Annotated in this window: 21 protein-coding genes, 1 tRNA gene and 1 pseudogene; 10 read left to right on the plus strand and 13 right to left on the minus strand. The window is 60.2% G+C overall.

Annotated elements, in window-relative coordinates:
• Window positions 1-137: 137 nt before the first annotated feature.
• The 8 genes from ACXJKO_RS17905 to ACXJKO_RS17940 form a co-directional block, all read right to left on the minus strand.
• The gene (locus ACXJKO_RS17905) at window positions 138-1,892 is read right to left on the minus strand and encodes an ABC transporter substrate-binding protein (RefSeq protein ID WP_457092446.1); all 1,755 of its coding nucleotides are present in this window, start codon (window positions 1,890-1,892) and stop codon (window positions 138-140) included.
• Window positions 1,893-1,980: 88 nt separating this feature from the next.
• Window positions 1,981-2,265, minus strand: a complete 285-nt coding sequence (locus ACXJKO_RS17910) for a DUF2160 domain-containing protein (protein WP_457092447.1) — start codon at window positions 2,263-2,265, stop codon at window positions 1,981-1,983.
• A 12-nt stretch (window positions 2,266-2,277) separates the two neighbouring features.
• Window positions 2,278-3,054 (minus strand): carbohydrate ABC transporter permease, encoded by a 777-nt coding sequence (locus tag ACXJKO_RS17915; protein ID WP_457092466.1) that lies wholly within the window; start codon window positions 3,052-3,054, stop codon window positions 2,278-2,280.
• A gap of 98 nt (window positions 3,055-3,152) precedes the next feature.
• A complete protein-coding gene (locus ACXJKO_RS17920) occupies window positions 3,153-4,046 on the minus strand; it encodes a carbohydrate ABC transporter permease (protein ID WP_457092448.1) in 894 nt (297 codons plus the stop codon).
• Window positions 4,043-5,143: an ABC transporter ATP-binding protein gene (locus ACXJKO_RS17925; protein ID WP_457092449.1), complete on the minus strand. Its 1,101-nt coding sequence runs from the start codon at window positions 5,141-5,143 to the stop codon at window positions 4,043-4,045. The genes ACXJKO_RS17920 and ACXJKO_RS17925 overlap by 4 nt, the downstream gene beginning before the upstream one ends.
• Before the next feature lie 10 nt (window positions 5,144-5,153).
• Entirely contained in the window at window positions 5,154-6,242 is a 1,089-nt protein-coding gene (locus ACXJKO_RS17930) for an ABC transporter ATP-binding protein (protein WP_457092450.1), read from the minus strand.
• A gap of 490 nt (window positions 6,243-6,732) precedes the next feature.
• The gene (locus ACXJKO_RS17935) at window positions 6,733-7,659 is read right to left on the minus strand and encodes a manganese catalase family protein (RefSeq protein ID WP_457092451.1); all 927 of its coding nucleotides are present in this window, start codon (window positions 7,657-7,659) and stop codon (window positions 6,733-6,735) included.
• A 226-nt stretch (window positions 7,660-7,885) separates the two neighbouring features.
• Entirely contained in the window at window positions 7,886-8,914 is a 1,029-nt protein-coding gene (locus tag ACXJKO_RS17940) for a hemin-degrading factor (protein ID WP_457092452.1), read from the minus strand.
• A 349-nt stretch (window positions 8,915-9,263) separates the two neighbouring features.
• On the opposite strand from ACXJKO_RS17940, the gene ACXJKO_RS17945 reads away from it, so the two are divergent.
• From ACXJKO_RS17945 to ACXJKO_RS17960, 4 genes are all read left to right on the plus strand, one after another.
• Window positions 9,264-11,930 (plus strand): cadherin domain-containing protein, encoded by a 2,667-nt coding sequence (locus ACXJKO_RS17945; protein WP_457092453.1) that lies wholly within the window; start codon window positions 9,264-9,266, stop codon window positions 11,928-11,930.
• 113 nt (window positions 11,931-12,043) lie between these two features.
• The gene (locus tag ACXJKO_RS17950; RefSeq protein WP_457092454.1) at window positions 12,044-14,029 is read left to right on the plus strand and encodes a TonB-dependent hemoglobin/transferrin/lactoferrin family receptor; all 1,986 of its coding nucleotides are present in this window, start codon (window positions 12,044-12,046) and stop codon (window positions 14,027-14,029) included.
• Window positions 14,030-14,085: 56 nt separating this feature from the next.
• Complete coding sequence (locus ACXJKO_RS17955; RefSeq protein WP_457092455.1) at window positions 14,086-15,063, plus strand: M10 family metallopeptidase C-terminal domain-containing protein; 978 nt, start codon at window positions 14,086-14,088, stop codon at window positions 15,061-15,063.
• 166 nt (window positions 15,064-15,229) lie between these two features.
• A complete protein-coding gene (locus ACXJKO_RS17960) occupies window positions 15,230-15,598 on the plus strand; it encodes a hypothetical protein (RefSeq protein ID WP_457092456.1) in 369 nt (122 codons plus the stop codon).
• Between the two features lie 17 nt (window positions 15,599-15,615).
• On the opposite strand, the gene ACXJKO_RS17965 is transcribed toward ACXJKO_RS17960, so the two are convergent.
• On the minus strand, window positions 15,616-16,983 hold the full coding sequence (locus ACXJKO_RS17965) for an NAD(P)/FAD-dependent oxidoreductase (RefSeq protein ID WP_457092457.1): 1,368 nt from the start codon (window positions 16,981-16,983) through the stop codon (window positions 15,616-15,618).
• A gap of 264 nt (window positions 16,984-17,247) precedes the next feature.
• On the opposite strand from ACXJKO_RS17965, the gene ACXJKO_RS17970 reads away from it, so the two are divergent.
• From ACXJKO_RS17970 to ACXJKO_RS17980, 3 genes are all read left to right on the plus strand, one after another.
• On the plus strand, window positions 17,248-17,667 hold the full coding sequence (locus ACXJKO_RS17970) for a DUF5602 domain-containing protein (RefSeq protein WP_457092458.1): 420 nt from the start codon (window positions 17,248-17,250) through the stop codon (window positions 17,665-17,667).
• Window positions 17,668-17,765: 98 nt separating this feature from the next.
• Window positions 17,766-18,191: a plastocyanin/azurin family copper-binding protein gene (locus ACXJKO_RS17975; RefSeq protein WP_457092459.1), complete on the plus strand. Its 426-nt coding sequence runs from the start codon at window positions 17,766-17,768 to the stop codon at window positions 18,189-18,191.
• Window positions 18,192-18,259: 68 nt separating this feature from the next.
• Entirely contained in the window at window positions 18,260-18,967 is a 708-nt protein-coding gene (locus tag ACXJKO_RS17980; RefSeq protein WP_457092460.1) for an RNA polymerase sigma factor, read from the plus strand.
• 198 nt (window positions 18,968-19,165) lie between these two features.
• Here the strand turns inward: ACXJKO_RS17980 and ACXJKO_RS17985 are convergent.
• Window positions 19,166-19,241: transfer RNA gene (locus ACXJKO_RS17985), tRNA-Lys, on the minus strand.
• A gap of 99 nt (window positions 19,242-19,340) precedes the next feature.
• On the minus strand, window positions 19,341-20,198 hold the full coding sequence (gene phhA / locus ACXJKO_RS17990; RefSeq protein ID WP_457092461.1) for a phenylalanine 4-monooxygenase: 858 nt from the start codon (window positions 20,196-20,198) through the stop codon (window positions 19,341-19,343).
• 126 nt (window positions 20,199-20,324) lie between these two features.
• Here phhA and ACXJKO_RS17995 point away from each other — a divergent pair, with 126 nt between their 5' ends.
• Complete coding sequence (locus ACXJKO_RS17995; RefSeq protein WP_457092462.1) at window positions 20,325-20,798, plus strand: Lrp/AsnC family transcriptional regulator; 474 nt, start codon at window positions 20,325-20,327, stop codon at window positions 20,796-20,798.
• Window positions 20,799-20,859: 61 nt separating this feature from the next.
• Window positions 20,860-21,105 carry a hypothetical protein gene (locus tag ACXJKO_RS18000; protein ID WP_457092463.1) on the plus strand — a complete coding sequence of 82 codons (246 nt, stop codon included), beginning with the start codon at window positions 20,860-20,862 and terminating at the stop codon, window positions 21,103-21,105.
• A 23-nt stretch (window positions 21,106-21,128) separates the two neighbouring features.
• Here the strand turns inward: ACXJKO_RS18000 and ACXJKO_RS18005 are convergent, their stop codons facing one another.
• Entirely contained in the window at window positions 21,129-22,691 is a 1,563-nt protein-coding gene (locus tag ACXJKO_RS18005) for a 2-isopropylmalate synthase (protein WP_457092464.1), read from the minus strand.
• A gap of 430 nt (window positions 22,692-23,121) precedes the next feature.
• Here ACXJKO_RS18005 and ACXJKO_RS18010 point away from each other — a divergent pair, with 430 nt between their 5' ends.
• Window positions 23,122-23,454 (plus strand): hypothetical protein, encoded by a 333-nt coding sequence (locus ACXJKO_RS18010; protein ID WP_457092465.1) that lies wholly within the window; start codon window positions 23,122-23,124, stop codon window positions 23,452-23,454.
• Here the strand turns inward: ACXJKO_RS18010 and ACXJKO_RS18015 are convergent.
• A pseudogene (locus ACXJKO_RS18015) lies at window positions 23,445-23,913 on the minus strand (NUDIX hydrolase); the annotation flags it as partial. The gene ACXJKO_RS18010 and the pseudogene ACXJKO_RS18015 overlap by 10 nt on opposite strands.

Here is a 23,913-nt window from a genome sequence, read left to right on the forward strand (position 1 = left end):
GCGTCAATGACCTTATGAGCAGACAGGCCATTCGGGACCTGACGCAAGCCTGATAACAATGACTGAAAGTGCGAACAATGCCGAAATGGAAAAGGGAGAGGACTCACGTCCTCTCCCCGTGTTATTCCAAGCGAGGATCAGCTGCGCTTGGGTGGCGAAGCGGGCCAGCTCTTGATGAGCGTGTCATAATCCACCGTCTCGCCCTTTGGCTTTTCATTGGCGAGCTTGGGCTGCGGCGCGATGGTGCCGGCAGCTGCGGCTTTCTTGATCCAGTCCTCTTCCGAGGTCTTCGGATTCAGCTTCGGACCGCACTCGCCCTGCACGTTGGCGCGCTCGAGACGGCCCAGCACTTCGTCCTGCGCGGCGGCGAGCGAATCCATCGCCTGCTGCGGGGTCTTGGCGCCGGAAGCCGCATCGCCGATATTCTGCCACCAGAGCTGCGCGAGCTTCGGATAATCCGGCACGTTGTTGCCGGTCGGCGTCCATTGCACGCGGGCGGGCGAGCGGTAGAACTCGATGAGGCCGCCGAGCTTGGGCGCGCGCTCGGTGAAGCTCTTGTCCCAGATGTCGCTCTCGCGGATGAAGGTGAGGCCGACATGGCTCTTCTTCAGCGAGACGGACTTCGAGGTCACGAACTGGGCATAGAGCCAAGCCGCCTTGCGCCGATCCACCGGGGTGGACTTTAGAAGCGTCCACGAACCGGCATCCTGGTAGCCGAGCTTCATGCCTTCCTTCCAGTACGAGCCATGCGGCGAGGGAGCCATACGCCATTTCGGTGTGCCGTCCTGGTTCACCACCGGCAGGCCGGGCTTCACCATGTCCGCCGTGAAGGCCGTATACCAGAAGATCTGCTGGGCGATGTTGCCCTGCGCCGGCACTGGTCCCGACTCGGAGAAGTTCATGCCGTTCGCCTGGGGCGGAGCGTATTTCTTCATCCACTCGAGATATTTCGCGATCGAGTAGACGGCGGCAGCGCCGTTGGTGTCGCCGCCGCGATCGACCGACGAACCGACCGGCCGGCAGCCCTCCATGCGGATGCCCCATTCGTCGACGGGCTTGCCGTTGGGAATGCCTTTGTCGCCATTGCCCGCCATGGACAGCCACGCATCGGTAAAGCGCCAGCCGAGCGATGGATCCTTCTTGCCGTAATCCATGTGGCCGTAGACCTTGACGCCGTCGACCTCCTTCACGTCGTTGGTAAAGAATTCGGCGATGTCCTCATAGGCCGACCAGTTCACCGGCACGCCGAGGTCGTAGCCATACTTGGCCTTGAACTTTTCCTTGAGGTCCGGACGCTGGAACCAATCGTAGCGGAACCAGTACACGTTCGCGAATTGCTGGTCCGGCAACTGGTACATCTTGCCGTCCGGCGCGGTCGTAAAGGACTTGCCGATGAAGTCGTTGATGTCGAGAGTCGGCGACGTGACATCCTTGCCCTCGCCCGACATCCAGTCGTCGAGCGCAACAGCCTGCTTATAGCGGAAATGGGTGCCGATCAGGTCGGAATCGTTCACCCATGCATCGTAGATGTTGCGGCCCGACTGCATCTGGGTCTGGATCTTCTCCACCACGTCGCCTTCCTGAATGAGGTCGTGGGTGAGTTTGATGCCGGTAATTTCCGAGAACGCCTTGGCGAGCGTCCTAGCCTCATATTCATGGGTCGTGATGGTCTCGGAGACGACGTTGATCTCCATGCCCGCGAAGGGTTTCGCGGCATTCACGAACCATTCCATTTCCTTCATCTGATCGTCTTTGGAGAGCGTCGAGGGCTGGAATTCGCTGTCGACCCAGCGACGGGCTTCCTCCATGCCTGCAAGCGCGGCGCTCGACCCGAGCGCCAACGCGATTGTGCTTGCCGAGACAAGCAGCGTGAGACGCGACTTTGGCAACATGTTTTCTTCCTCCCATTATCGGCCGGCATTGATCGCCGGTCGGTCTCGTCGGCTCGTTCAAGCCGCAGAGTCTTCTTGACCCTTGCCCTCACACGAAGCGGAACACGGCCGCCGCATAAACAAGAGAAAGGCCGAAAGCCCACCAGAGTTGGTCCGGACCGAAGAGTCCGAGCCAGGCGAGATGGATGAAGGCTGCGCCAAGCAGCGTAATGAAAAGCCGGTCGCCCCGCGTGGTGGGAACGCGCAGCACTCCGACTCGCTCCGTTTCCGGGCGGTAGACGGCAAGTACAGTCATCACCAGGAGAAGGCTGGCGATCCCCGCGAAGAAGAGCGCCGTCTGCCACGTCCAGGCCATCCAGGCGAAATCAGGCATCGGCACTTCCCCTCACACGCGGCCCAAGGCAAAGCCCTTGGCGATGTAGTTACGGACGAACCAGATTACGAGCGCACCCGGCAGGATGGTGAGCACGCCAGCCGCAGCCAGCATTCCCCAGTCCATGCCGGAGGCCGAGACGGTGCGCGTCATGGTGGCGGCGATGGGCTTAGCGTTCACGGTGGTGAGCGTACGCGCCAGCAAAAGTTCGACCCACGAGAACATGAAGCAGAAGAAGGCCGCGACACCGATGCCGGAGGCGATCAGCGGCATGAAGATCTTCACGAAAAAGCGCGGGAATGAATAGCCGTCGATGGCCGCCGTCTCGTCGATCTCCCGCGGCACGCCAGACATGAAGCCTTCGAGAATCCAGACCGCGAGAGGAATATTAAACAAGCAATGCGCCAGGGCAACGGCCCAAGGCGTGTCGAAGAGGCCGATGGCGGAATAGAGGTTGAAGAACGGCAGTGCGAACACCGCAGGCGGCGCCATGCGGTTGGTAAGAAGCCAGAAGAACAGGTGCTTGTCGCCCAGGAAATGGTAGCGCGAGAAGGCGTAGGCCGCCGGCAGCGCGAAGGAGATCGACAGAACCGTGTTGATGATCACGTAGGTGAGCGAGTTGATGTAGCCGGAGTACCAGCTCGAATCCGTGAAGATCTTGATGTAGTTGTCGAAGGTGATCTCGCGCGGCCAGAGCGTAAGGCCCGACGTGATTTCCATGTTGGTCTTCAGGCTCATATTCACGAGCCAGTAGATCGGCAGCATCAGGAACAGGAGGTAGAGCGTCATCACCACGGCCTTTCCGTTGACCTTGGGGCCCGCGATGGCGCGGTTGGCTGCAACCGGCGCTGCCTTGGTGTCGGTGGTTCCAATGGCGACGGTATCGGTCATGCCTCCACCCTTTCGCGATCGGCATCCACATTGGTCATCACCGTGTAGAAGACCCAGCAGATGGCAAGGATGATCAGGTTATAGACGAGCGACATGGCGGCCGCCTTGCCAAGATCGAACTGGCCGAGCGCCAGCTTCACCAGATCAATGGACAGGAATGTCGTGGCGTTACCCGGCCCGCCACCGGTGAGAACGAAGGGCTCGGTATAGATCATGAAGGAGTCCATGAAGCGCAGGAGCACCGCGATCAGCAACACGCGGCGCATCTTGGGTAGCTGGATCGTGCGGAACACGGCCCAGCGTGACGCGCCATCGATGCGCGCTGCCTGATAATAGGCATCGGGTATGGATTTCAGGCCCGCATAGCACAGGAGCGCCACAAGGCTCGTCCAGTGCCAGACATCCATGACGATGATGGTGGCCCAGGCATCGAGCGCATCGCCCGTGTAGTTGTAGTCGATACCCAGACGATTGATGCTCCAGCCGAGGAGCCCGATGTCACCGCGCGCGAAGACCTGCCAGATGGTGCCGACCACGTTCCACGGAATGAGCAGCGGCAGCGCCATGAGCACGAGACAGAGCGCCACCGTCCATCCCTCCCGCGGCATCGAGAGCGCCACGAGAATTCCGAGCGGGATCTCGATGGCCAGGATGATCGCCGAGAACAGGAGCGTGCGCCACAACGCCTCGAAAAAGCGTCCGCCAAGTTCCTTCGACGGGTCGAGCAGTTCCTGGAACCAGCCGATTCCGTTCCAGAAGAACTGGTTGTTGCCGAAGGTATCCTGTACCGAATAATTCACCACCGTCATGATCGGCAGAACCGCCGAGAACGCCACGATGGCGAAGACCGGCAGGACCAGGAACCATGCCTTGTTGTTGAGGGTCTTCATCGCGCATGAACTCCGGCAGGTTCGCCCGGCACCAGATGCCCGTCTGCGTAGATGTGCACTTGGCGCGGATCGAAGGCGAGCGCGGCCTCGTCGCCCTCGATAACCATATCCTCCGGCACGCTCGCGGTGAGCGGGCGACCGCTCATCTCGACACGTGCGAGCCGCGCGCGGCCGATATCATCGATGCGCCTGACACGCACGGGCAGGCCCGTGCCGCGCCGCTGCAGCCGCAGGAACTCGGGCCGGATACCAAGCTCGATCCGCTCGGCTTGAGGAAGCGCCCGGTAGGCGCGCGACAACGCAATGGCCTCGCTACCGATATAGGCCGTTGCGCCCTCCACACGGCAGGGCAGGATGTTCATGCCGGGCGAGCCGATGAAATGTCCCACGAAGGTGTGGGCCGGGCGCTCGAACAGCTCTTCGGGCGTCCCGGTCTGCACCACGGCGCCGTCGTGCATGACAACCACCTTGTCGGCGAAGGTCAGCGCCTCGGTCTGATCGTGCGTCACGTAGATCATAGTGATGTCGAGCGCGCGGTGAATCTCCTTCAGGGTCGAGCGAAGCTGCCATTTCAAGTGCGGGTCGATGACGGTCAGGGGCTCGTCGAACAGGATCGCCGCCACGTCGGATCGCACAAGCCCGCGACCCAGCGAGATCTTCTGCTTCATGTCGGCGGTGAGATTGCTGGCTTTGCGGTCGAGCACGCGCCGGAGATCGAGCAGGCGCGCGATCTCCTCGACCCTGGCGTTGGTGCGCTCGCGAGGTACGCCTCGGTTCTTGAGCGGGAAAGCCAGGTTCTCGCGCACCGTCATGGTGTCGTAGACAACAGGGAACTGGAATACCTGGGCGATGTTGCGCGCTTCCGTGGGAAGATCCGTCACGTCCTGGTCACCGAAGCGGATGCGCCCGCGAGTCGGGCGTACCAGCCCCGAGATGATGTTGAGGAGCGTCGTCTTTCCGCAGCCGGATGGGCCAAGCAGCGCATAGGCACCGCCCTGGCTCCAGACGTGATTGATCTCCTTGAGGGCGTAATCCTGTGGGCCCTGGGGATCGGGCTGGTAGGAGTGGGCGAGATGGTCGAGGGTGATGCGGGCCATCTCGCGCTCCTCAGGCGACCAGCCGGGCGATGTCGGCAGCCGCTAAGCGGCCTGCTCCATCGAATAAGAAGAGATGACGCGGATCGAGATAAGTCATGACGGAGGAACCCGGTTCGAGACGTTTGACGCCCGGCACGAGGGCGATGAGGCGATGCTCGCCCACATCGAGATGCACGAAACTCTCCGAGCCGGTGATCTCGGCGACCGATACGGTCGCCGGAATGGCGAAACTCTCGGCGCTCGAGGGTTCCAGGCTCAGATGATGCGCTCGGAACCCGACGGTGTATTCACCGTCTGGAACATGCCCGAAGCCATCGACAGTGCGGATCTCACGGCCGACGATGAGGCCGAGGGCGCTGCCTGACTTATGCGCCATGAGCTTGTTCAACGGAGGATCGGAAAACACTCCCGCAGTGATCAGATCATGCGGTTGGCGATAGACCTGAGCGGTCGGGCCGAATTGCGTGACGCGCCCTTCGAAAAGAGTTGCGGTATTTCCACCGAGGAGCAGCGCTTCCGTCGGCTCGGTCGTGGCATAGACGAAGATGGCGCCGGAAGCCGCGAAGATGCGGGGCAATTCCTCACGCAGCTCCTCGCGCAGCTTGTAATCGAGGTTCGCCAGAGGCTCATCCAGCAGAACGAGATCGGCCCGTTTCACGAGCGCCCGGGCGATCGCGGTGCGCTGCTGCTGTCCTCCTGAGAGGTTCAGGGGCTTGCGATCCAGATAAGGCTCGAGCTTGAGGAGCTTTGCCGCGTCCCTCACCCGCGCGGCGATCTCGTCGGCCTTGAGGCCCGCTACCCTCAGCGGCGAGGCGATGTTTTCATATACGCTGAGCGACGGATAGTTGATGAATTGCTGATAGACCATCGCGACGCTGCGGCGTTGAACCGCCCAGCCTGTCACATCATGCCCGTTGACGAGAACCCGTCCTGTCGATGGCACGTCCAAGCCAGCCATGAGCCGCATGAGCGAGGTCTTGCCCGCCAATGTCGCCCCCAGCAATACATTGAGGGACCCAGGCGCGAAGGTAAGCGACACCCCCTGGATATGGGTTTCCGCACCGATACTCTTGCTTACATTGTCAAGAACGAGAGTCACCGAGCCGCCTCCCAGGTCCGGCCAGGGGCAGCCTGCGCCATCTTCATCCACCAGTCGGCGGCGACGGCTTCATGTGAGAGCTTATGCCGTGGATCACGGACCCCTGCTCCCATGAGCTTTTCTCCCTAAAGCCCTCGTTATCGGCATTCGTTCTTATCTTTACGCCAAGCCTACGTGGGCCGCGAAGGGAGTGCAAGCGTCTGTCTGAAGCTAAAAGGGCGTACAGAGGGAGCTGCGGGTAAACTCGCTATAGGATTCACGTCCTTTCGCTGAATTTGCGATGGCCGCTGGTCGCCAACCGGCATTCGCCCCGTCAAGAAAAGCCTCACGAATCGAGCACAGGCTCGCCACAAGCGGCTCAAGCGCTTGGCGCGTCTGACTGGTTTCGAATTTCGCAGGTGCGATAGAGATCACCCCGATATCGGGTACGCGACTGCGCTGCTTCGAAGAGAGAGCGGCAGGAAAGAGTCACCTCTTTCCTGCCGATGCCTTAGCGCGATGCCTTGTAGAGTTTGGTGGCGATCTCGAACATCTCTTCGGGCGAATAATCCGGCGTGAATGCCGAGGGCACGCCCGTAAGCTGATGGATCTTGCCGCCGTCCGGCATGCCTTCCACCACCGTCAATTCGCCTGGCGGATCGTCTGGCAGAGCCACCTCGCCATTGCCCCAGATGCCTGCCATCTCCTTGTAGTCATCCGGGCTGAACGTGTAGAGGCGCCGGTGAGAACCTTCCGCGAGGTACTTCTGGCATTCGGGAATGTTGCCCAGCGGGATATTGGGTGTCGGCAGCATCTTCTCGATCTCGACGCCGGTGATCTTCTTCAGCGCCAGTGCATAGGCATGGGCATGAACCGAACCACGGACCAGAAGATAACCGCAGACCTCCCGCCCGGTCGGATCGGAAAGCGTCTCGTAGACGCGCAGCTTGTGCAGCCTGGCTCCGCATTCGAGGTGGAAGTTGTGCAAGAGATCTAGCACGACATTGCCCGTCGTGGTGATGAAGTCATTGTTCCACGATTGGCCATTGCTGTTTACCGGCATAGCCCCGCCGCCACCGGAGAGGAACGCGGCCGCAAGACGAATGTCCTTCATGTCCTCGAAGGGCGCATCGGAAATGTCGGCGCCGCCGACTTCGTCGTCGTTCGCATCATCAGGGCCGTTGTTAAGCATCGCAACCCCGTTGCTGACGAGCTCGACATGGCCGAGCTCCTCGGCCGTGATGGCGGCGACGAGGCTGTAGAAGGGGCGGAGCTTGTTCTTGCTGCGGAAATTGAAGCTTTGGAACATGTAGTTCCCGAGTGTCGACATCTCGCCGTACTTGCCACCCAAAAGTTCCTGAAGGGCCGCGGCGGCGTTCGGATCCTGGCGTTTCGGAGACGGGAGATCGACTTGAAGTTTATCGACACGTAGGAACATGGAAGATCCTCCTCTTGATGAAGACCTTCAAACCAGCCAGCGAGAGCCAAGTTCCTTGGCACTCGGTCTTTTGAGCGCCAGTTTCGATATGCCCCTACATTGATAAGTCCGTACGCCGAGCACAATCGCATTTACGGATACCGTATCAGGCCATGCGCCAGTCACGGTACCGATCACTTTATTTTTGATCGCCGGCAGGCCTCTGCCTGCTTTCAGCGCATTCAAGTTACGAGGAAAGGCTGCTCGCCAGTCGGCGCCAATTCGGATCTTCCGGGCTCTGTTCTTCTCGTACGCCGAAGAACTGAGCGATGAGGCTCCTGTCCTCGGCGTAAAGTTCAACAGACGTGATGATGCCGTGCCGCGTCGGCTTCTGCACCAGCCAAGCCTCGCTGACCAGATCCTGCCGCAGATGAAGGTTGAAGCCGGTGTCGAGAACATTCAGCCATGGCCCCATGATCTTGATGTTCGAAACCGCGCCGTGATGGATCTGAATGCTGCCCTGGTTGCCGACAAAGCACATGATCGGCAACGCCTCGGCAGCGGCATTCTCCAGAAGCTGACGAGGGCTGAGCACATCCAGGCGGTGGACGAATTCACCCTCGAGCGCATCGATGCTCTGCCGCCTGGTGAGGCCGAAACGTCTCATGAGAGGAAAGAACTCATGAATGTCGCGCATGGCTCTGAACGCTTGGCGAAACCCCTCGACATCGATGTCATTCGCAGGAGTCTCGGGCCTTGGAAGCGGCTTGGGCGCCGTCGCGAACTCCAGCGATGAATCGGCAAGCCGGTCCCGAATGGCGTTGAACGCTCCAATATCGGATGTCGCTTTCAAATGAACCTTGAGGACAGCTTCACCTGCTTCATCGAAAATCTGGATGCTGCGTCGGAGCCCTTTTTCATCCGGAATCTCGACAGCGAATGCGAAGCGCCAATGATCGAGGAAGAGCCTGAGGTCAATCGCATCGTTGAGGACAAGCCCGGTCTTCCCGCTCAACGTGATATTGCCGAAGGCGCCCACTTTCTCATGAACGGCCGCGTCATTGCGGGTCAGGGACATCACTTCGCCGAGTTCGGGCAAAGCATGAATGAGATCGGACATCTCGCCGCCGAGTCGAACAACTTCAGGACCATCATGAGAGGCCAGAAGTTCGGCCTCGGAGATTCCAAGCTCAGTGGCGAGATCGCGGCTGCGCTTGCCGCTCGCGTAGAACGGTACCGGCGCAGCCGGAACTCTCGCAACCCTCGATACACTCATCAACAGCCCCCAGTACTCGCACACAGCCGAACTAGGCTGCTGCTGGCTCCATGTGGCGGAAGTTGTTGCCCGCTCCCGCGTGGCCGTCAATGGTAAAAATGTAGATTATAATCATTCTATACTTATAAATATCATCTTAAACTGTCATTCATGTATAGTTTATAATCATTATAATTAAAATAAACGAGACTCATACAGCTTATACAAATTCTAATATTTGTCGAAACTATAGACTCTGCTTATAAACTTAAGTAAAAGCCCTCTCCCAGTGGGGTTGCGGCTGCCGACTCCTGTGTCATTCATCGAGGTCCGACATCTGCGGTCCTGTGAGGCAGCAAAGGGAGCTGACGTGTCCACGTCCAATACCATCACCATCGATGCATCCGCAGCTTCGAGCGGAGTCAATTGGAATACCTACCTCGCGACCTACGCCTCGGGGGCCGGAAGCGAAAAGTTCTATGGCGGCACGCCGGACAGCGTCTTCGGCAGCACGTACTATATGAATGGAAGTCAGCTCGACTTCGGCTTCGCAGACAGCACCGCGCATGTGTTGCTGGATGGCGGCAACTTTGCGTATGACTGGATCCATTACGGCCCGAGCTATCCTCACGCCCTGTCCGGTTACCTGCAAAAAGTCATTCTGGGCAACTGGGTCGAAGGTGTCACCACCGCGACAGAAGGCACGGGAGAGGCTGGCCGGATACAGGGTCTTGAGACTCAGGTCGAGATCTCGGGCTTCGACATCAACGTGGCAGCTCGCACCGGCGCCACACCCGACAACACCATCATGAATCTTTACAGCAGCCTGAAGGCCGGCAATACCAACCCGCTCCAGGGCCTTCAGGCGAGCTATGCCCAGAACTTCATCGGCTCAGGCGGCGGCGACACCTATACCGGCACGCAATTCGACGACACCATCAAGGGCGGTGCGGGCAACGACATCATCGATGGTGGCGAAGGCAACGACATCGCGGTGTTCTCCGGCCGGCRCTCCGACTACAATGTTGTCGAGAACGCCGATGGCAGCTTCACGATCAGCGACAAGCGGGCCACCGGATCGGAAGGAAACAACAGAGTCACCCGCGTGGAAAACTTCCAGTTTTCCGACGCAACCATCACCTCCGACGATGTCGCATCCCAAGGCACGATCGTCATCGATGCCAGCGGCGCCGACGGTATGGATTTCGAGGCGTTCATTCGCGGCGGCTTCATATCGGGCGTCACAGGCGGCCTGCCTTCCTTCGATAATACTCCGCCTACTCCCGTCAGTGCTGCCGGCGAGGAAATGTTCCTGGGCTACGGCGATGGCTCGGCAGGCAAATATGTCTTCGCCCACGGCAGTCTCCAGTACGCCTGGGGAACGCACACCGTTGCCGGAACGATCAACACCATCGAGTATGGAACCCGTGGAAGCGGAAGCTTCGACAGCAACGGCTATTTCGTCGGTGGCAGCGCGCAGCTGAGGATCACCGGCCTCGAGTTGTTCAATGCTGTTCCGGGCAACCCGACCGAAGAAACCGAAATCGAAGCCAATGGAGCGGTCCACAACTTTGCGGCTGCCTATATGGCTGGAAAATCGGCAAGCACTGCGAAGCTGGACACATACGCCAACGCCCTCGACCAGTATGCCCAGCGCTTCATCGGATCGGCCAAGGCAGACTTTTATGCGGGAACGGCCTTTACGGATACCATCAGCGGCGGGAACGGCGACGATGTGTTCGGCGCGACCCAAGGCAACGACACAATCGACGGCGGGAACGACTACGATCAGGCGATCTTCAGCGGTGTGGTTTCAGACTACACGATCACACGGCAGGACAACGGCAGCTACACCGTCGCTCGGAACGATGGAAAAGGCACGACGATCCTGAAGAGTGTCGAGGCCGCGACATTTTCGGATGTCACCCTCGACACCGTTCGCAACGTCCAGCTTCCGGGAGCTCCTCCCAAGGACGTGAAGCTGTCGGTCGCCTCGGTCTTCGAGAGTGCAAGGGTGGGTGATGAGCTCGGAGACCTTTCCGCGCTCGATCCCGAAGGCAAGTCACTCACGTTCAGCCTTGTCAACGATGCCGGTGGGCTCTTCGAAATATCCGGAACGAAGCTACGCCTGAAAGCCGGCTTGGACTACGAGACGGCAAAGAGCCATACCATCCGCGTGAAGGTCACCGACGCAGATGGCCATGTCGTCTTCAAGGAATTCTCGCTGGCGGTCGGGGATGTCAACGAAGCTCCAGGGGGCATCGCGCTTTCGAAGACCGTGATCTCGGAGAATGCCGAGGTTGGCACACGGGTCGGCATGCTGTCTGCGACCGATCCCGAGGGTCATGCAATCGCCTATAGCCTGGCCAACAATCCCGGCGGCTATTTCAGCCTGACGGCGGATGGCAAGCTCACGCTCGCAAAGACGCTCGATTACGAGAAGATCCAAAGCCATACCATCACTGTCCAAGCTACGGATTCGAGTGGTCAAGTGTCGAACYAGCTGATCACGATCGCAGTCGGGGACGAGCTTGAAGCGAGAACCGGATCGACCAGGAACGACGTGCTAAACGGCAAGATCGGCCGGGACAAGCTGTCCGGTGGCGCCGGAAACGACAAGCTCTTGGGCAACGGCGGAAACGATCTTCTCTATGGCGGAAGCGGCAACGACAAGCTGCAGGGCGGGTTGGGCGCCGATAAGCTGAGCGGAGGCACAGGCGCGGATACCTTCATCTTCAGGTCGATCAAGGAATCGACTGTGGAAGCCTCCGGTCGCGACACGATCCTCGATCTCTCGGCAAGGCAGAAGGACAAGATCCATCTTTCCTATATCGACGCCAATACGACGAAGGGAGGCAACCAAGCCTTCTCCTTCATCGGTACGAAGGCGTTCAGTGGCAGGGCCGGTGAACTTCGCTACGAGAAGGCGAAGAGTGACACGTACATTCACGGCGACGTGAACGGCGACAAGATCGCGGATTTCACGATCCATCTCGACGACCGCCTCACCCTCACGAAGACCTACTTCGTCCTCTAACAAGCGAAGGTCGGAGGTGAACGATACCTCCGACCTTCTCATCTGCCGTTTGTTTTCTACACAAGGTCGCTTCTCCTGTGTCTTCGCTTCGTTTCAGCCGCATCGAAATGCCCATGGCTCTGGCCATTCTCGCCGCGTCGGCATCGACCCTCACGGCACAGGAGGTTTCACCAAGCGCGCCAGCCGGCGATGCGGTCATCCACCTTGATGCGATCACCGTGACGGCGACCAAGGCGGGCGAGAGAGTGTATGATTCCCTGTCCGCATCGAGCGTGATCGGCCGGGAGCAGATCGAGACGCAGATTCAGCCGAGCAGCGTGTCAGATGTTCTTCGCCTCATACCRAGCGTGACGACGCAGTCGGCACCGGGCGACCCAGGGGTTGGCGTCAATGTCCGTGGCCTGCAGGATTTCGGCCGCGTGAACGTCCTGGTCGACGGCGCACGCCAGAATTTCCAGCGGGAGGGGCATTCGGCGAAGGGGACCTTCTACTTCGACCCCGAGATGATGAAGTCCGTAGACGTCACGCGCGGGCCTGCCGCGTCGATCTACGGGTCCGGCGCCATCGGCGGCGTGGTGAGCTTCACGACGATCGACGCCGGCGACGTTCTGCCCGACGGCGTTGATGTGGCAGGCCGGCTCAAGGGAGTATGGGAGACGAATGGCAACACGCCCCTCCTGCATGGAGCGGTGGCTGCCCGCCCGAGCGAAAAGTTCGACATCCTGGGAGCCGCAACCTGGCGCTCCGCCGGGGAGTATTATTCAGGCGACGGAACCCTCATCGACGACACGGCGCAGGATCTTCTCTCCGGCCTCTTCAAGACGCGTATCCGCCCGGAAGCCGATCAGGAGATTACGCTGTCGGCCCTGCGCATCGGCAATGATTTCTCCAACGGTCTTTCGACTCTCTACCGGACCGAAGCCATCGCCGATACGTTCACCGCCGGTTACCGGTGGACGCCTGCCTCCCCGGTCTGGGACCTGAGCGCCAAGGTCTATTACAGCGGCACGAATGTGCAGCAGACAACCCTGGAGGGTCTGAACTCGGGAGCCGCCAAAACCTTCGATATCGGCACAGTCGGCTTCGACGTCTTCAACACCTCGCGCTTCGAGACAGGCCCTCTCAATCACGAGATCACTTACGGGGGCGACCTGTTTCAGGACAAGGTCGAAACGAAGGACTCTCTCGGGATCAGCGACCTGCTCACGCCTTCAGGAGAACGCCTTGTCTATGGCTTCTTCCTTCAGGATCGCGCAGCATTCTCGGATTGGCTCGAAGTCATCGGCGCCTTACGTTTCGACTCGTATCGCCTGACAGGCCACGGCATCGAGAACGAGGGCACGCGGCTCTCGCCGAAGATCACGGTCGGAATCACACCCTGGCAGCCCGTGACCTTTTACGCGAGCTATGCGGAGGGCTATCGCGCGCCCGCTCTGACGGAAACCTTGATCGATGGCTTCCACCCTCCCCCGCTGAGCGCGGGGCGGTTCTTCCCCAATCCATATCTGAAGCCCGAGATTGCCCACAACATCGAAGGCGGCATCAATCTGCGGTTCGACAATATCGCTGTCGAGGATGATCGCCTGCGCATGAAATTCGGTCTCTTCCACAATCGGGTCGAGGACTACATCGAACAGGTTTTCATGCGCTTTCCGATCCCTGGCGGATACCAGTACCAGAACATCGCCGAGGCCGTGATCACCGGATTCGAGGCAGAAGGGATCTACGATGCCGGATCCTACTTCATGGGCATCTCCGGCCATGTGCTTCAAGGCGAGAACAGCCGCACCAACGAGGAACTCGTCAAGGTTCCTCCGAGCAGGCTGACGGGCACGTTCGGCATTCGCGCCTTCAACAACCGCCTCGAAGTCGGCACACGCGTGTCACTGGTCGGGACCAAGGACAACGCGGAGGATTTAGGATTCATCGGAGATGCCTACAGCCTGGTCGATCTGTTTGCGAACTGGAACGTCAATGAGCGCGTTACGGCCGGGCTCGTGGTCGAGAACGTTTTCGACCGGCAATACACCGTCTATCTGAACGGCGATCCGAGCCCTGGCCTGAACGCCAAGGCATCGCTGTCGGTCAAATTGTATTGAGGGTGCAGACAAGCCCACATGCATGACATGAGCTGAAGCATATTGAGGGAACGGATATGACAATCACGATCAGGTTGACTGCGGACAACACCGGGAAGGGTGTGAACTTCAACAATTATATGAAGACCTATTTCAGGGATTTCTCCTTAGAGGGATGGCCTTACATCCTGGGCGGCTCCGGCGAGTTTAAAGGAACGCAGATCGTCCTGCTCGGGAACATGAACGGATCGAACACCAAGGCGATCGTGCTGGACGGCAGCGCCATTTCCTACGAACTCGCGAAGCATGTCGTGAGTGGAACGCTGACCACGGTGCGGCTCGGAACACTGGGGAACAGCTACAAGACATCGGGTGAGTTCACCGAGGATGGCGCGGGGCGCATTGCCAACAGCGCGACCCAGGTCAAAATTTCCGGACTCTCGATCATGGGCACGGAGTTCCACTCATTGGTTTCCGGCCTCATGGGCGGGGTTGCTTCAAGCCGGAAGGCCAATCCCGCTGTTCTCAATGCGGCCATCGCCGACGAGGCTCAAAAGCTCATCGGTTCCGGCGGCAACGATACCTATACCGGAACGCGCTTCAGCGATCGGATCACAGGCAATGGCGGCAACGATGCGCTTTCTGGCGGAAGTGGAAACGACATCATCAAGGGCGGTGCCGGCACTGACAGGATGACGGGCGGAGCCGGAGCTGACGATCTTTGGGGCAACGCTGGCGCCGATATATTCATCTTCAAATCGGCTTCCGACAGCACGATCAATGCGGCTGGGCGCGACACGATCTTCGACTTCTCCCCGGCCCAGGACGACAAGATCCATCTGGCGTCCATCGATGCGAACACGCTGAAGCGCGGGAACCAGGCCTTCGACTTCATCGGAACGAAAGGCTTCAGCAAGACAGCCGGAGAGCTGCGCTATGAGCGCGAGCCAAGCGATACCTATGTGTATGGCGATGTGAATGGCGATGGCGTCGCGGATTTTGCCATCCACCTCGATGATCCGTTTCAGTTCACTGAAACTTACTTCATTCTATAGCAAGCAGGCCGGAGAAAGCTGCCTTCCGATGCCAGACCATGAGAGAATGGATTGAAGACATACTCTTCAATTTAGGCTTGAGTCTGGGATATAGGTGACCGCACAGGCCTTTCGAGCCGTTGAGTCGTCTCAACAGGCCCGAAAGAATTCATCGGGAGTGACAGGTTTGGTCAAGAGAATTGGTTCAAAAGCCTGGCGGGTCCAGGTTTCGAACGACGGTGAGATTGTCATCTTGGGTGTTCGCGCCGATACGGGTCGGGAATACGAGATCCTTCTCAGCACGGTGGATTCCACTCCCATGGTGACGGACCTGCTCAACGAGATGGTGCGAACCCATCAGGGAAAGCCGCCCAGAACCTTTTCCGGGGACGCTGGGCCGAACCACGCCAAAAGCGTGCCGGTGCAGCCCTTGAGCACGCGGATCGACCATGGCGGCGACAAGCCTGTCCTGGTCCTGGATTTCGGCGGAACGGTTCTGAAGGTTGCGATCGCCCCTGCTCAACTCCAACAGGCCCTGTCCGCACCCCAGACGTAACGCGGCATGCATCCCCTTCAGAGCTGACCGCCGTCACCCCAACGTTCTAGCAACGCGCAGTAGTCGGCGTCCTGATAACGGGACAGCAGAAAGGCCGGCGCGTAGTCGGGCAGCGTCGACTCCGTGATATGGCGAGCGATGAGTTCTCCGCCCGCGCATGACGCCATCACGCCGAAGCCCGAATAGGCACACGAGATGTAGGCGCCTTCGACCTGAACGGGTCCGATCAGGGGCCGGTTCTCCTGCGTTCTCATGTAGTAGCCGCCGTCGATATAAGGCCGCGGCGTCTCCCCGTTATAGACCTTGAGCCCGGGCACCATGGTCGACATGCCGCGCAGCGCGATCTCGGGGTAATATTCCGGCTCGGGCAGCGGAAAGATCGGATCGACCGCATCGCCATGGTGGTTGTAGAGGATGAGCGTGGCCGATGCTCCATCGGGCCGCCCATGCACGCCTGCGGGAAATGTCCCAAGAAGCCATCGGGCTTCTTCGTCGGCCTCGAGCGCGGCGCGCTCCTCATCGCTCCAGGGAAGCTGCTGCTCGTCGAGCCAGATCAGCATCGGCGCATTGCGCGGCATACCGCCAAGGGTATCGGGAAAGCTGACCTTGAAATGACGCTCGGCCCTGATCGGCAAATCGACGCCGATCATGCGCGCCATCTCGGCTTGCATCGGCCCGGCGGCCAGCACCACATGTGTCGCCGCWAGCGTCCGGCGCTCACCCTCCTGCTCGATCTCGACCCCGCGGGCCCGGCCGCCTCCCATGTCAATGGCGACAACCCTACCCTTCACGATCTGCACGCCGTGCGCGCGGGCTTCTTCCAGCAGCACCATTCCAAGCTGCTGGGCGCTGAGCCACCCTGCGCGTCGGGCATGCGCAACCGCAACCGTCTCGGGCGCTAGATAAGGGAAATGACGGCGGATAAGACTTACATCGGTGATGACGTCCGCGCCCTTCAGCGCATCATCGAAACCACGTTCGGACGACGGTATATAGTCACTCTGCGCCGTAGTGTGAAATCTTGCGGCACCGCCGCCACGCGCCTCGGCCGATCTCGCCATTTCCTCAAGAAAAGAGATCTTGCCCACATCGGAGGTCGCGAAGACATAGCCTCGACGATTGAGATTGATCCGGTTGTCGGTTGCCCGCGCGATCCCCTCGATGAGATCGATGCTGCGGTCCATGAAAGCGGTCATGGCCCAATCAGGGCCGGGCCACCAATTGCGGTAGGCTTCGGTCGATTTATCCGACGTGAGCGAAAGGGGATTGCCCTCATCGACCAGAGTCACATGCTCAACGCCATGTTCGACGGCGAGAGAATAGGCTGCTGCGACGCCAGCGATGCCGGCCCCGCAAATAACAACTCTCGATGATGAATGCGACATCGCGGCCCCATGGGTCAGGCCGCCCACCGCAGCCGGGAGAACTAGGCCTCATATAGCAGACCGAGCGGCCGGACGGCAGCTGCTTTTTCAGTAGAGCCGGAAAACTACCTGCCCTATCGGAAAGGGCTATTGACGAGGCAAAGAGCGAGGGCCGACCCCATTCCGAGTTCCAGGCTGCTAAAATCCGGGAACCTTTCAGGGTGCCTCCCATCCAACGTGGATGTGCAGACCGAAAACAGGTCTGGCGCACCAACGGAGGATGCCATGAGGACTGCTTTCACCGCACTTGCCCTAGCCGCCGCTCTCACCTTGCCGGCTTTGGCGGCCGACCAAGTGGAGAAGGCCCCGCCCACCGGCGCCTACAAAAAGGTGAGCGAGCTTGTGAAGCTGCCCGACTTCCTGCCAGGTCTCGGTCAGCTCTATGTCAATCCCGCAACCCTGCCGGCGGGCCCCTTCCTCGCTTATGACCACGATGGCCGACTCGTCAGCACGGTTTACATGCTGCCCATCGAGGATCTTTCGAACAAGGACAAGCGCTTCGACGATCTAGCAGCGCCCGGCGGCAAGGTTGATCATGTGGATGTGTACTTCAACGCCGGACATCCCGGCGTCGAAAAGCCCCATGTCCATGTCGTTCTATGGCATGTGCCGAAGGCCGATGAGAAGCGGGTGGCCGCGAAGTGATCACATCGCGCAGACACTTCCTGCAGATCGGCGGGGGAATCCTCGCCGGTTTTGCCTGGCCCCGGCTTGCGCTGGCCCATGAGCCGGTCGAGATTCGGATGCAGGGCAATGCCGATGGTTCTCACGTCTGGTTCAATCCGATCGGCCTGCGCATCGAGCCTGGACGGACCATCCGTTGGATCAACCTGGATCCTGGAAATTCCCACACGGCAACAGCTTACCATCCGAAGAACTTTGAGCACCCCTTGCGCATTCCTGAGAAGGCCGAGCCATGGAACTCGGATTACCTGCTGCCGAATGAGAGCTTCTCGGTCACGCTTACGGTAGAGGGTGTCTACGACTTCTTCTGCATCCCTCACGAGCATGCGGGAATGGTCGGACGCATCATTGTCGGCAAGCCGGAGGAACATCGCCAAGCCGCAGCCGCGATACAGGGCAAGGAACCAGTTCCAGATATTGCGCTCCGCGCATTCCCTTCGGTCGATGAGATCATGCGTCAAGGTATCGTGCGGCGCATTTCATAGGCATACTGGAGTCTTCGGGAACCTTTATCGTTCTGGCCTATCTAATCGCTAGGCACAGGAGCTTGGCCATGCAGTTCAAGACGCTTGCGGCACGATTGGAGGACCTGGACGATAAAGGCTTGGTCGAGCTCGCCCGCGGGAGAGAAACGGGTGCCTTCCGTCAGATCATGCAAAGGCATAACCGCCAGCTCTACCGTATTGCCCGCAGCGTTCTTCGGGACGACAGCGAGGCAGAAGATGTCGTCCAAGAAGCATATACACGCGCCTTTGCCCACCTCGACCAGTTCAGAGGCGAGGCGAAGCTCTCGACTTGGCTCACGCGCATCACCCTCAACGAGGCGCTGGGCCGGCTGCGGCAGCGGCGGCCCTCGGTTGATTTGGCAGCCATCGACTCCATCAACGATCAAGGGGAGGCACGAGTGATCTTCCTGCCATCGGCTCGTCAGGACGGCGATCCGGAAACGACTGTCGCCAGAGCCGAGATACGGCGCCTGCTCGAACGGGCGGTAGATCAGCTGCCCGATCCGTTTCGCACGGTGTTCATGCTCAGAGATATCGAGGAGATGAGTATCGAGGAAACCGCATCTCATCTCGGTCTGCGCCCGGAAACCGTAAAAACCAGGCTGCATCGCGCCCGGCGTCTTCTGAGACAGTCTCTCGATAAAACCCTGTCATCCGCACTGGCCGATGTCTTCCCGTTCGGAGGCGCTCGTTGCGCTCGGATCACGGAAGCTGTCTTGGGGCGGCTCGGCTTATCGGAACAGCCTGGAGAGTAGTCTGCGGGGGATCTTCAGAACCGTATTCCTCCGCGTCTCTGCTGGAGCAAACACGCTGTCACGACGCTCTTCGAAGGCGAAGCGATACATGCGAAGAAAGCGATGGAGCATCGCCGCAAAGGCGCGTCTTGATGAGAACGTAAAGGGACGATCTATAGCAAGTGACGAGGGGAAAGCCCTACAACCCTCGTAGTGTTTTGGTGGGTGATGTAGGGCTCGAACCTACGACCCGCTGATTAAGAGTCAGCTGCTCTACCAACTGAGCTAATCACCCGTTACCAAAACGCTTTCAGCGGCGCGTTATCCGCTGAAGAGGCCGTGCGTGTAACAAACCGCACGGCCCCTGTCTAGCCCATTTGCAAAGGTTTTTCCGTCAGGCGGCGGATTTCGATTTTCCGCGATGATAGCTGCCGTCGCCGCGGGTGAGAACGCGGTCCTCGTCTTGGATGTCTCCGGGCTGAATCTCGTCCTGGGCAGCCAATTCCTTCCAGAGGGGAATCAGGCGCTCGACGTCCAGGCTCGGCCAGGTTTCGACGCCGTCGAGCACGAAATAGGTCTCCTGATAATCGTCGATCCGGTAGAGGGTACGCATGACCCGGCCGAGGTCGAAGGCGACCCGGTTCGGCGAGGGGCTCTCCAGCGCGAAGATCGTCTCGCCGGGGGAAGAGGCGATGCCGGCACCGACGATCCGCATGCCCTCCGGCGTCTGGGCGAGACCGAACTCCACCGTGTACCAGTAGAGCCGCGCCAGATACTTTAAGGCCCCGTGCTCGGCGGCCACGAGGCCAGCCTTGCCGTAGGCCTCGAGATAATCCGCATAGATCGGTTGCATGATTAGGGGCACATGCCCGAACACATCGTGGAAGATGTCCGGCTCCTCGATGTAATCGATCTGCTCAGGCTTGCGGATCCAGAACCCCGCCGGGAACTGGCGGTTTGCCAGCATGCGGAAGAAGGCGAGATCAGGGATCAGTCCCGGCACCGCGGCCACCTCCCAGCCCGTTGCAGCCTTCAGGCGCTGGTTCATCACGCGGAAGTCGGGAATGCCCTCCTCACCGATGCCGAGGCTGTCCAGGCCCTCCAGGAACTGATCCGCGATGCGGCCCTTCAGGATCTCGCGCTGGCGCTTGGCAAGCGTCCGCCACGTGGAATGGTCGGTCTCCGTATAGGTTTCGAAGCCCTGGTCGCGGATGTAGTCGCGCGGGTCATCGCTGCCGCTCGCGGTATTCATGACGTTCTCCTCCGTTTTATTGTGACGGAATATTAACACCCTGCCCCGGTCATTATCCGCCCGAACGCCCCTGGAACTTGGCCAGGACGGTCATAAAATGACCTTAAGATATCGACGAGGTCATCCATGAAGCGCCCCCTCTCCCCATCCGACAGGCGGATCCTGCGCGTACTCCAGGGCGAGGGGCGGATGCCCAATGCGGCCTTGGCCGAAAAGGTCGGGCTTGCCGCCTCCCCCTGCCTGCGGCGGCTCAAGGCGCTGGAGGAGGACGGAATCATCGAAGGCTATCGGGCGCTGGTGAACCGCAAAGCTTTGGGCTTCGAGGTGGAGGCATTCGTGTTCATCAAGCTGGAGCAATCGGAGCCCGGCTGGCGCACGCGCCTCGTGGACCGCCTGAAAGGCTATGAGGAGGTCATTGCCTGCCATGCCCTCGCCGGCGAGGTGGACCTCATCGTCCATGTGGTGGCGAAAGATATCGAAGATTTCGGCGAGTTCACTATGAACCGCGTGCTCACCCTGCCCGGCGTCGCCGATGTGCGCTCGAGCTTCGTGCTTTCGACGATCAAGCCGCAGAGTGCGTTTCCGGTGCCGGAGACTTAAAGCAGACGGCACCTCGTGATATAAAGTGTCAGCGTGGTGAGGATTCCAAGGCTAGCTTTCCATGTTCGACGAAGACGATGAAAAGCGCTTTCCCCGGCTGACTCTATGGCAATTCACCAAGGGCTTCTTCAGCACCATCTTTCTGGCAACGGGCTGGCTTGCCAGCTTAGGGAGCAGCTTTTGGAGCTTCCTGGTTTTGTGGCTCTGGAGCGAGCACGCAGAAACTAAACTTGGTGGCAGGAAACATACCGGTCACGGAAGTCACACGCGATCGCCAAAAGAAAAGGGCCCGCCGAGCGAGCCCTGATCTCAAGTTGAAGAAGCGAGTAATTACTCCGCCGCGTGCTGCGCGTGCAGGCGTGCGCCTCGGCTCATGAGCTTGTTGAGCGCGCCGAGATAGGCTTGCGCGGAGGCCACCAGCGTGTCGGGATCGGCGGCGCGGGAGGTCACGCTACGATCATCGGCGGAGAGGCGCACCGAGACTTCGGCTTGGGCGTCCGTGCCTTCCGTCACCGCGTGAACCTGATAGAGCTCCAGCACGGCTTCGTGCGGCACAAGCGCCTTGATGGCATTGAAGGTGGCGTCCACCGGGCCGTTGCCTTCTTGCTCCTCGATCACCGTGTTGCCGTCGACCATCAGGCGCATGGTGGCGCGCTGCGGGCCGCGCGTGCCGGCGACGATGGAGAGCGAGACCAGCTTGATGCGGTCATGCGCGGTAGCGATGTTCTGATCGACCAGCGCCTCGATGTCTTCGTCGTAAACGTGCTTCTTGCGGTCGGCGAGATCCTTGAAGCGCTCGAAGGCATCTTGGAACTGGTTATCGGAGAGGCTGTAGCCCAGCTCTTCCAGCTTGTTGCGGAAGGCCGCGCGGCCGGAATGCTTGCCCATGACCAGCGAGGTCTTGGATACGCCGACGCTCTCCGGCGTCATGATCTCGTAGGTCTGCGCGTTCTTCAGCATGCCGTCCTGGTGGATGCCGCTTTCATGCGCGAAGGCGTTCCGGCCCACGATGGCCTTGTTATACTGCACAGGGAACGAAGTCGCGGCGGAGGCGAGCTTCGACGCGCGGGTCAGCATCGTCGCCTCGATGCCGGTCTCGTAGGGCAGCACGTCGCCGCGGGTCTTGATCGCCATCACGATCTCTTCCAAAGCCGCATTGCCCGCGCGCTCGCCGATGCCGTTGAGAGTGCATTCGATCTGGCGCGCGCCGCCTTCCAGCGCAGCCAGCGAGTTCGCGACAGCGAGGCCGAGGTCGTTGTGGCAATGAGCGGAGAATATCGCCTTGTCGGCATTCGGCACGCGCTCGCGCACGGCCTTGAACATGGCGCGGTATTCATCCGGCGTCGCATAGCCCACCGTGTCCGGCAGGTTGATGGTGGTGGCGCCGGCCTTGATGGCGGCTTCCACGCAGCGGCACAAATAATCGATGGGCGTGCGCGTGGCGTCCATGGCCGACCACTCGATATCCTCGATGAGGTTGCGCGCCTGCGTCACGGTGGTGGTAATGATCTCCAGCACCTCTTCCTCCGACTTGCGCATCTGGTGTGCCAAGTGGATCGGCGAGGTGGAGACGAAGGTGTGAATGCGGGGCCTGACTGCATGGCGCACCGCCTCGCCCGCACGGGCAATGTCGGCGGAAATCGCGCGCGCCAGACCGGCGACGGTCGCGTTCTTCACCTGCTGGGCGATCAGGGAAACCGCCTCGAAATCGCCGTTGGAGGCAATCGGGAAGCCCGCCTCGATCACATCGACGCCCATGGTGTCGAGGAGGGCTGCAACCTCCAGCTTCTCTTCCAGGGTCATGGTCGCGCCGGGGCATTGCTCGCCGTCGCGCAGGGTGGTGTCGAAAATGATGACGCGGTCCTTGGAGGAGCCGGAATTGGTGGCGGTCATGGTCTTGTCCTTCTCGGGGGAGCGGGCCAGGGATAGGTCACGCGCTCAAGGTTGTTCCTGCTTTTCTCGAGACCCCTGAGTGCCCAGGCGACAACGCCCAGCCGACCCTCAGGGGCGGCTAAGGAGAAGGAGGCCAAGGAGACGCGCGCGACCGGCCGCGGAAGCGGTGCCGTTCTTTTCTGCGCTCTGGGAGCCGATGATCATCGCTGCCCAATCCTCCAAAGGCCGCGGCCCTGCCGCGAACAACGGCTCGTTTGTAGCGAGGGAACCCTGAAATGGCAAGCCGTTGAAACAAACGAAAAGTCAAAGCTCGACTATTGTATGGGAAATATCACACGCCCGATCAGGACTGGAAGGACGGAAAATCGCACTAGATCAGGTCAAGCTTGGCTTTTATTCAATCTGGACCATCAAATCAAAGGGGCTTCTCATGAAACCTTCCATCCGCCTGCTGTGCCTCAGCGGCCTTGTGACCCTGCCGCTGGCTGCCTGCAACCAGACGGCCTCGACGGCCCCCGCTCCGTCTAGCACCAGCGTCACTCCTTCCAGCTTCAGCATGCCAGCGGGCTCCGGCTGCCAAGGCGAGGTCGCCCGCTACCGGGCCGTCATGACCAACGACCTCGCCATGGGCCATGTCAATCAATCGGTCTTCAACCGGGTCGAGCGGGAAATCGCACAGGCAGAAACCGCCTGCACCGCCGGGCGCGATGCGGATGCCGTGCGGATGATCAACGCAACGAAGCGGCGCCACGGCTATGCGTGAGTGAAGACCCACTCGAAGAAGGATTGCAGGAAGAGCGGCATCGTCTCGTGGTCGATATCATTCACGCTGCGGACGATCCGCACATCCTGCAATTCGGGTTCTGCCTCCTTAGCGATATTGGCGCGGATCATCGCTGCGCCCTCCTCCGCCGTCATCGGCATCGTCACCATGCGCAGCAGGGCGATGGTCGGCCAGCGCTGAACGATGATCCATTCGTCATCGACATGAAATTCGGTCTCCGTGAGGCCCGTTTCTTCCGTCAGTTCGCGGGTCAGGCTCGTCGCGAGATCGACGCTGCCGTCCAGCCTCAAGTCTGAAAGATCAGGCGTGCCCGCCGCGAAATAAACGCGGCCCGCATTCGTCGTATGCGCCGCCATCACGCCGCAGATGAAGGCACCATCCGAGCCGCGCAGAGCCCCCATGGCAAAACCGTTCGCGATGCTTTTATCGGGATAACCA

Source organism: Microvirga sp. P5_D2 (assembly GCF_054049475.1).

What these genes read in the sequence shown, in the direction of transcription:
- ACXJKO_RS17905 (WP_457092446.1), bottom strand. Translation starts at nt 1,892, where the DNA reads ATGTTGCCAAAGTCGCGTCTCACGCTGCTTGTCTCGGCAAGCACAATC.
- ACXJKO_RS17910 (WP_457092447.1), bottom strand. Translation starts at nt 2,265, where the DNA reads ATGCCTGATTTCGCCTGGATGGCCTGGACGTGGCAGACGGCGCTCTTC.
- ACXJKO_RS17915 (WP_457092466.1), bottom strand. Translation starts at nt 3,054, where the DNA reads ATGACGCTCTACCTCCTGTTCCTGATGCTGCCGATCTACTGGCTCGTG.
- ACXJKO_RS17920 (WP_457092448.1), bottom strand. Translation starts at nt 4,046, where the DNA reads ATGAAGACCCTCAACAACAAGGCATGGTTCCTGGTCCTGCCGGTCTTC.
- ACXJKO_RS17925 (WP_457092449.1), bottom strand. Translation starts at nt 5,143, where the DNA reads ATGGCCCGCATCACCCTCGACCATCTCGCCCACTCCTACCAGCCCGAT.
- ACXJKO_RS17935 (WP_457092451.1), bottom strand. Translation starts at nt 7,659, where the DNA reads ATGTTCCTACGTGTCGATAAACTTCAAGTCGATCTCCCGTCTCCGAAA.
- ACXJKO_RS17940 (WP_457092452.1), bottom strand. Translation starts at nt 8,914, where the DNA reads ATGAGTGTATCGAGGGTTGCGAGAGTTCCGGCTGCGCCGGTACCGTTC.
- ACXJKO_RS17955 (WP_457092455.1), top strand. Translation starts at nt 14,086, where the DNA reads ATGACAATCACGATCAGGTTGACTGCGGACAACACCGGGAAGGGTGTG.
- ACXJKO_RS17970 (WP_457092458.1), top strand. Translation starts at nt 17,248, where the DNA reads ATGAGGACTGCTTTCACCGCACTTGCCCTAGCCGCCGCTCTCACCTTG.
- ACXJKO_RS17975 (WP_457092459.1), top strand. Translation starts at nt 17,766, where the DNA reads ATGCAGGGCAATGCCGATGGTTCTCACGTCTGGTTCAATCCGATCGGC.
- ACXJKO_RS17980 (WP_457092460.1), top strand. Translation starts at nt 18,260, where the DNA reads ATGCAGTTCAAGACGCTTGCGGCACGATTGGAGGACCTGGACGATAAA.
- phhA (WP_457092461.1), bottom strand. Translation starts at nt 20,198, where the DNA reads ATGAATACCGCGAGCGGCAGCGATGACCCGCGCGACTACATCCGCGAC.
- ACXJKO_RS17995 (WP_457092462.1), top strand. Translation starts at nt 20,325, where the DNA reads ATGAAGCGCCCCCTCTCCCCATCCGACAGGCGGATCCTGCGCGTACTC.
- ACXJKO_RS18000 (WP_457092463.1), top strand. Translation starts at nt 20,860, where the DNA reads ATGTTCGACGAAGACGATGAAAAGCGCTTTCCCCGGCTGACTCTATGG.
- ACXJKO_RS18005 (WP_457092464.1), bottom strand. Translation starts at nt 22,691, where the DNA reads ATGACCGCCACCAATTCCGGCTCCTCCAAGGACCGCGTCATCATTTTC.
- ACXJKO_RS18010 (WP_457092465.1), top strand. Translation starts at nt 23,122, where the DNA reads ATGAAACCTTCCATCCGCCTGCTGTGCCTCAGCGGCCTTGTGACCCTG.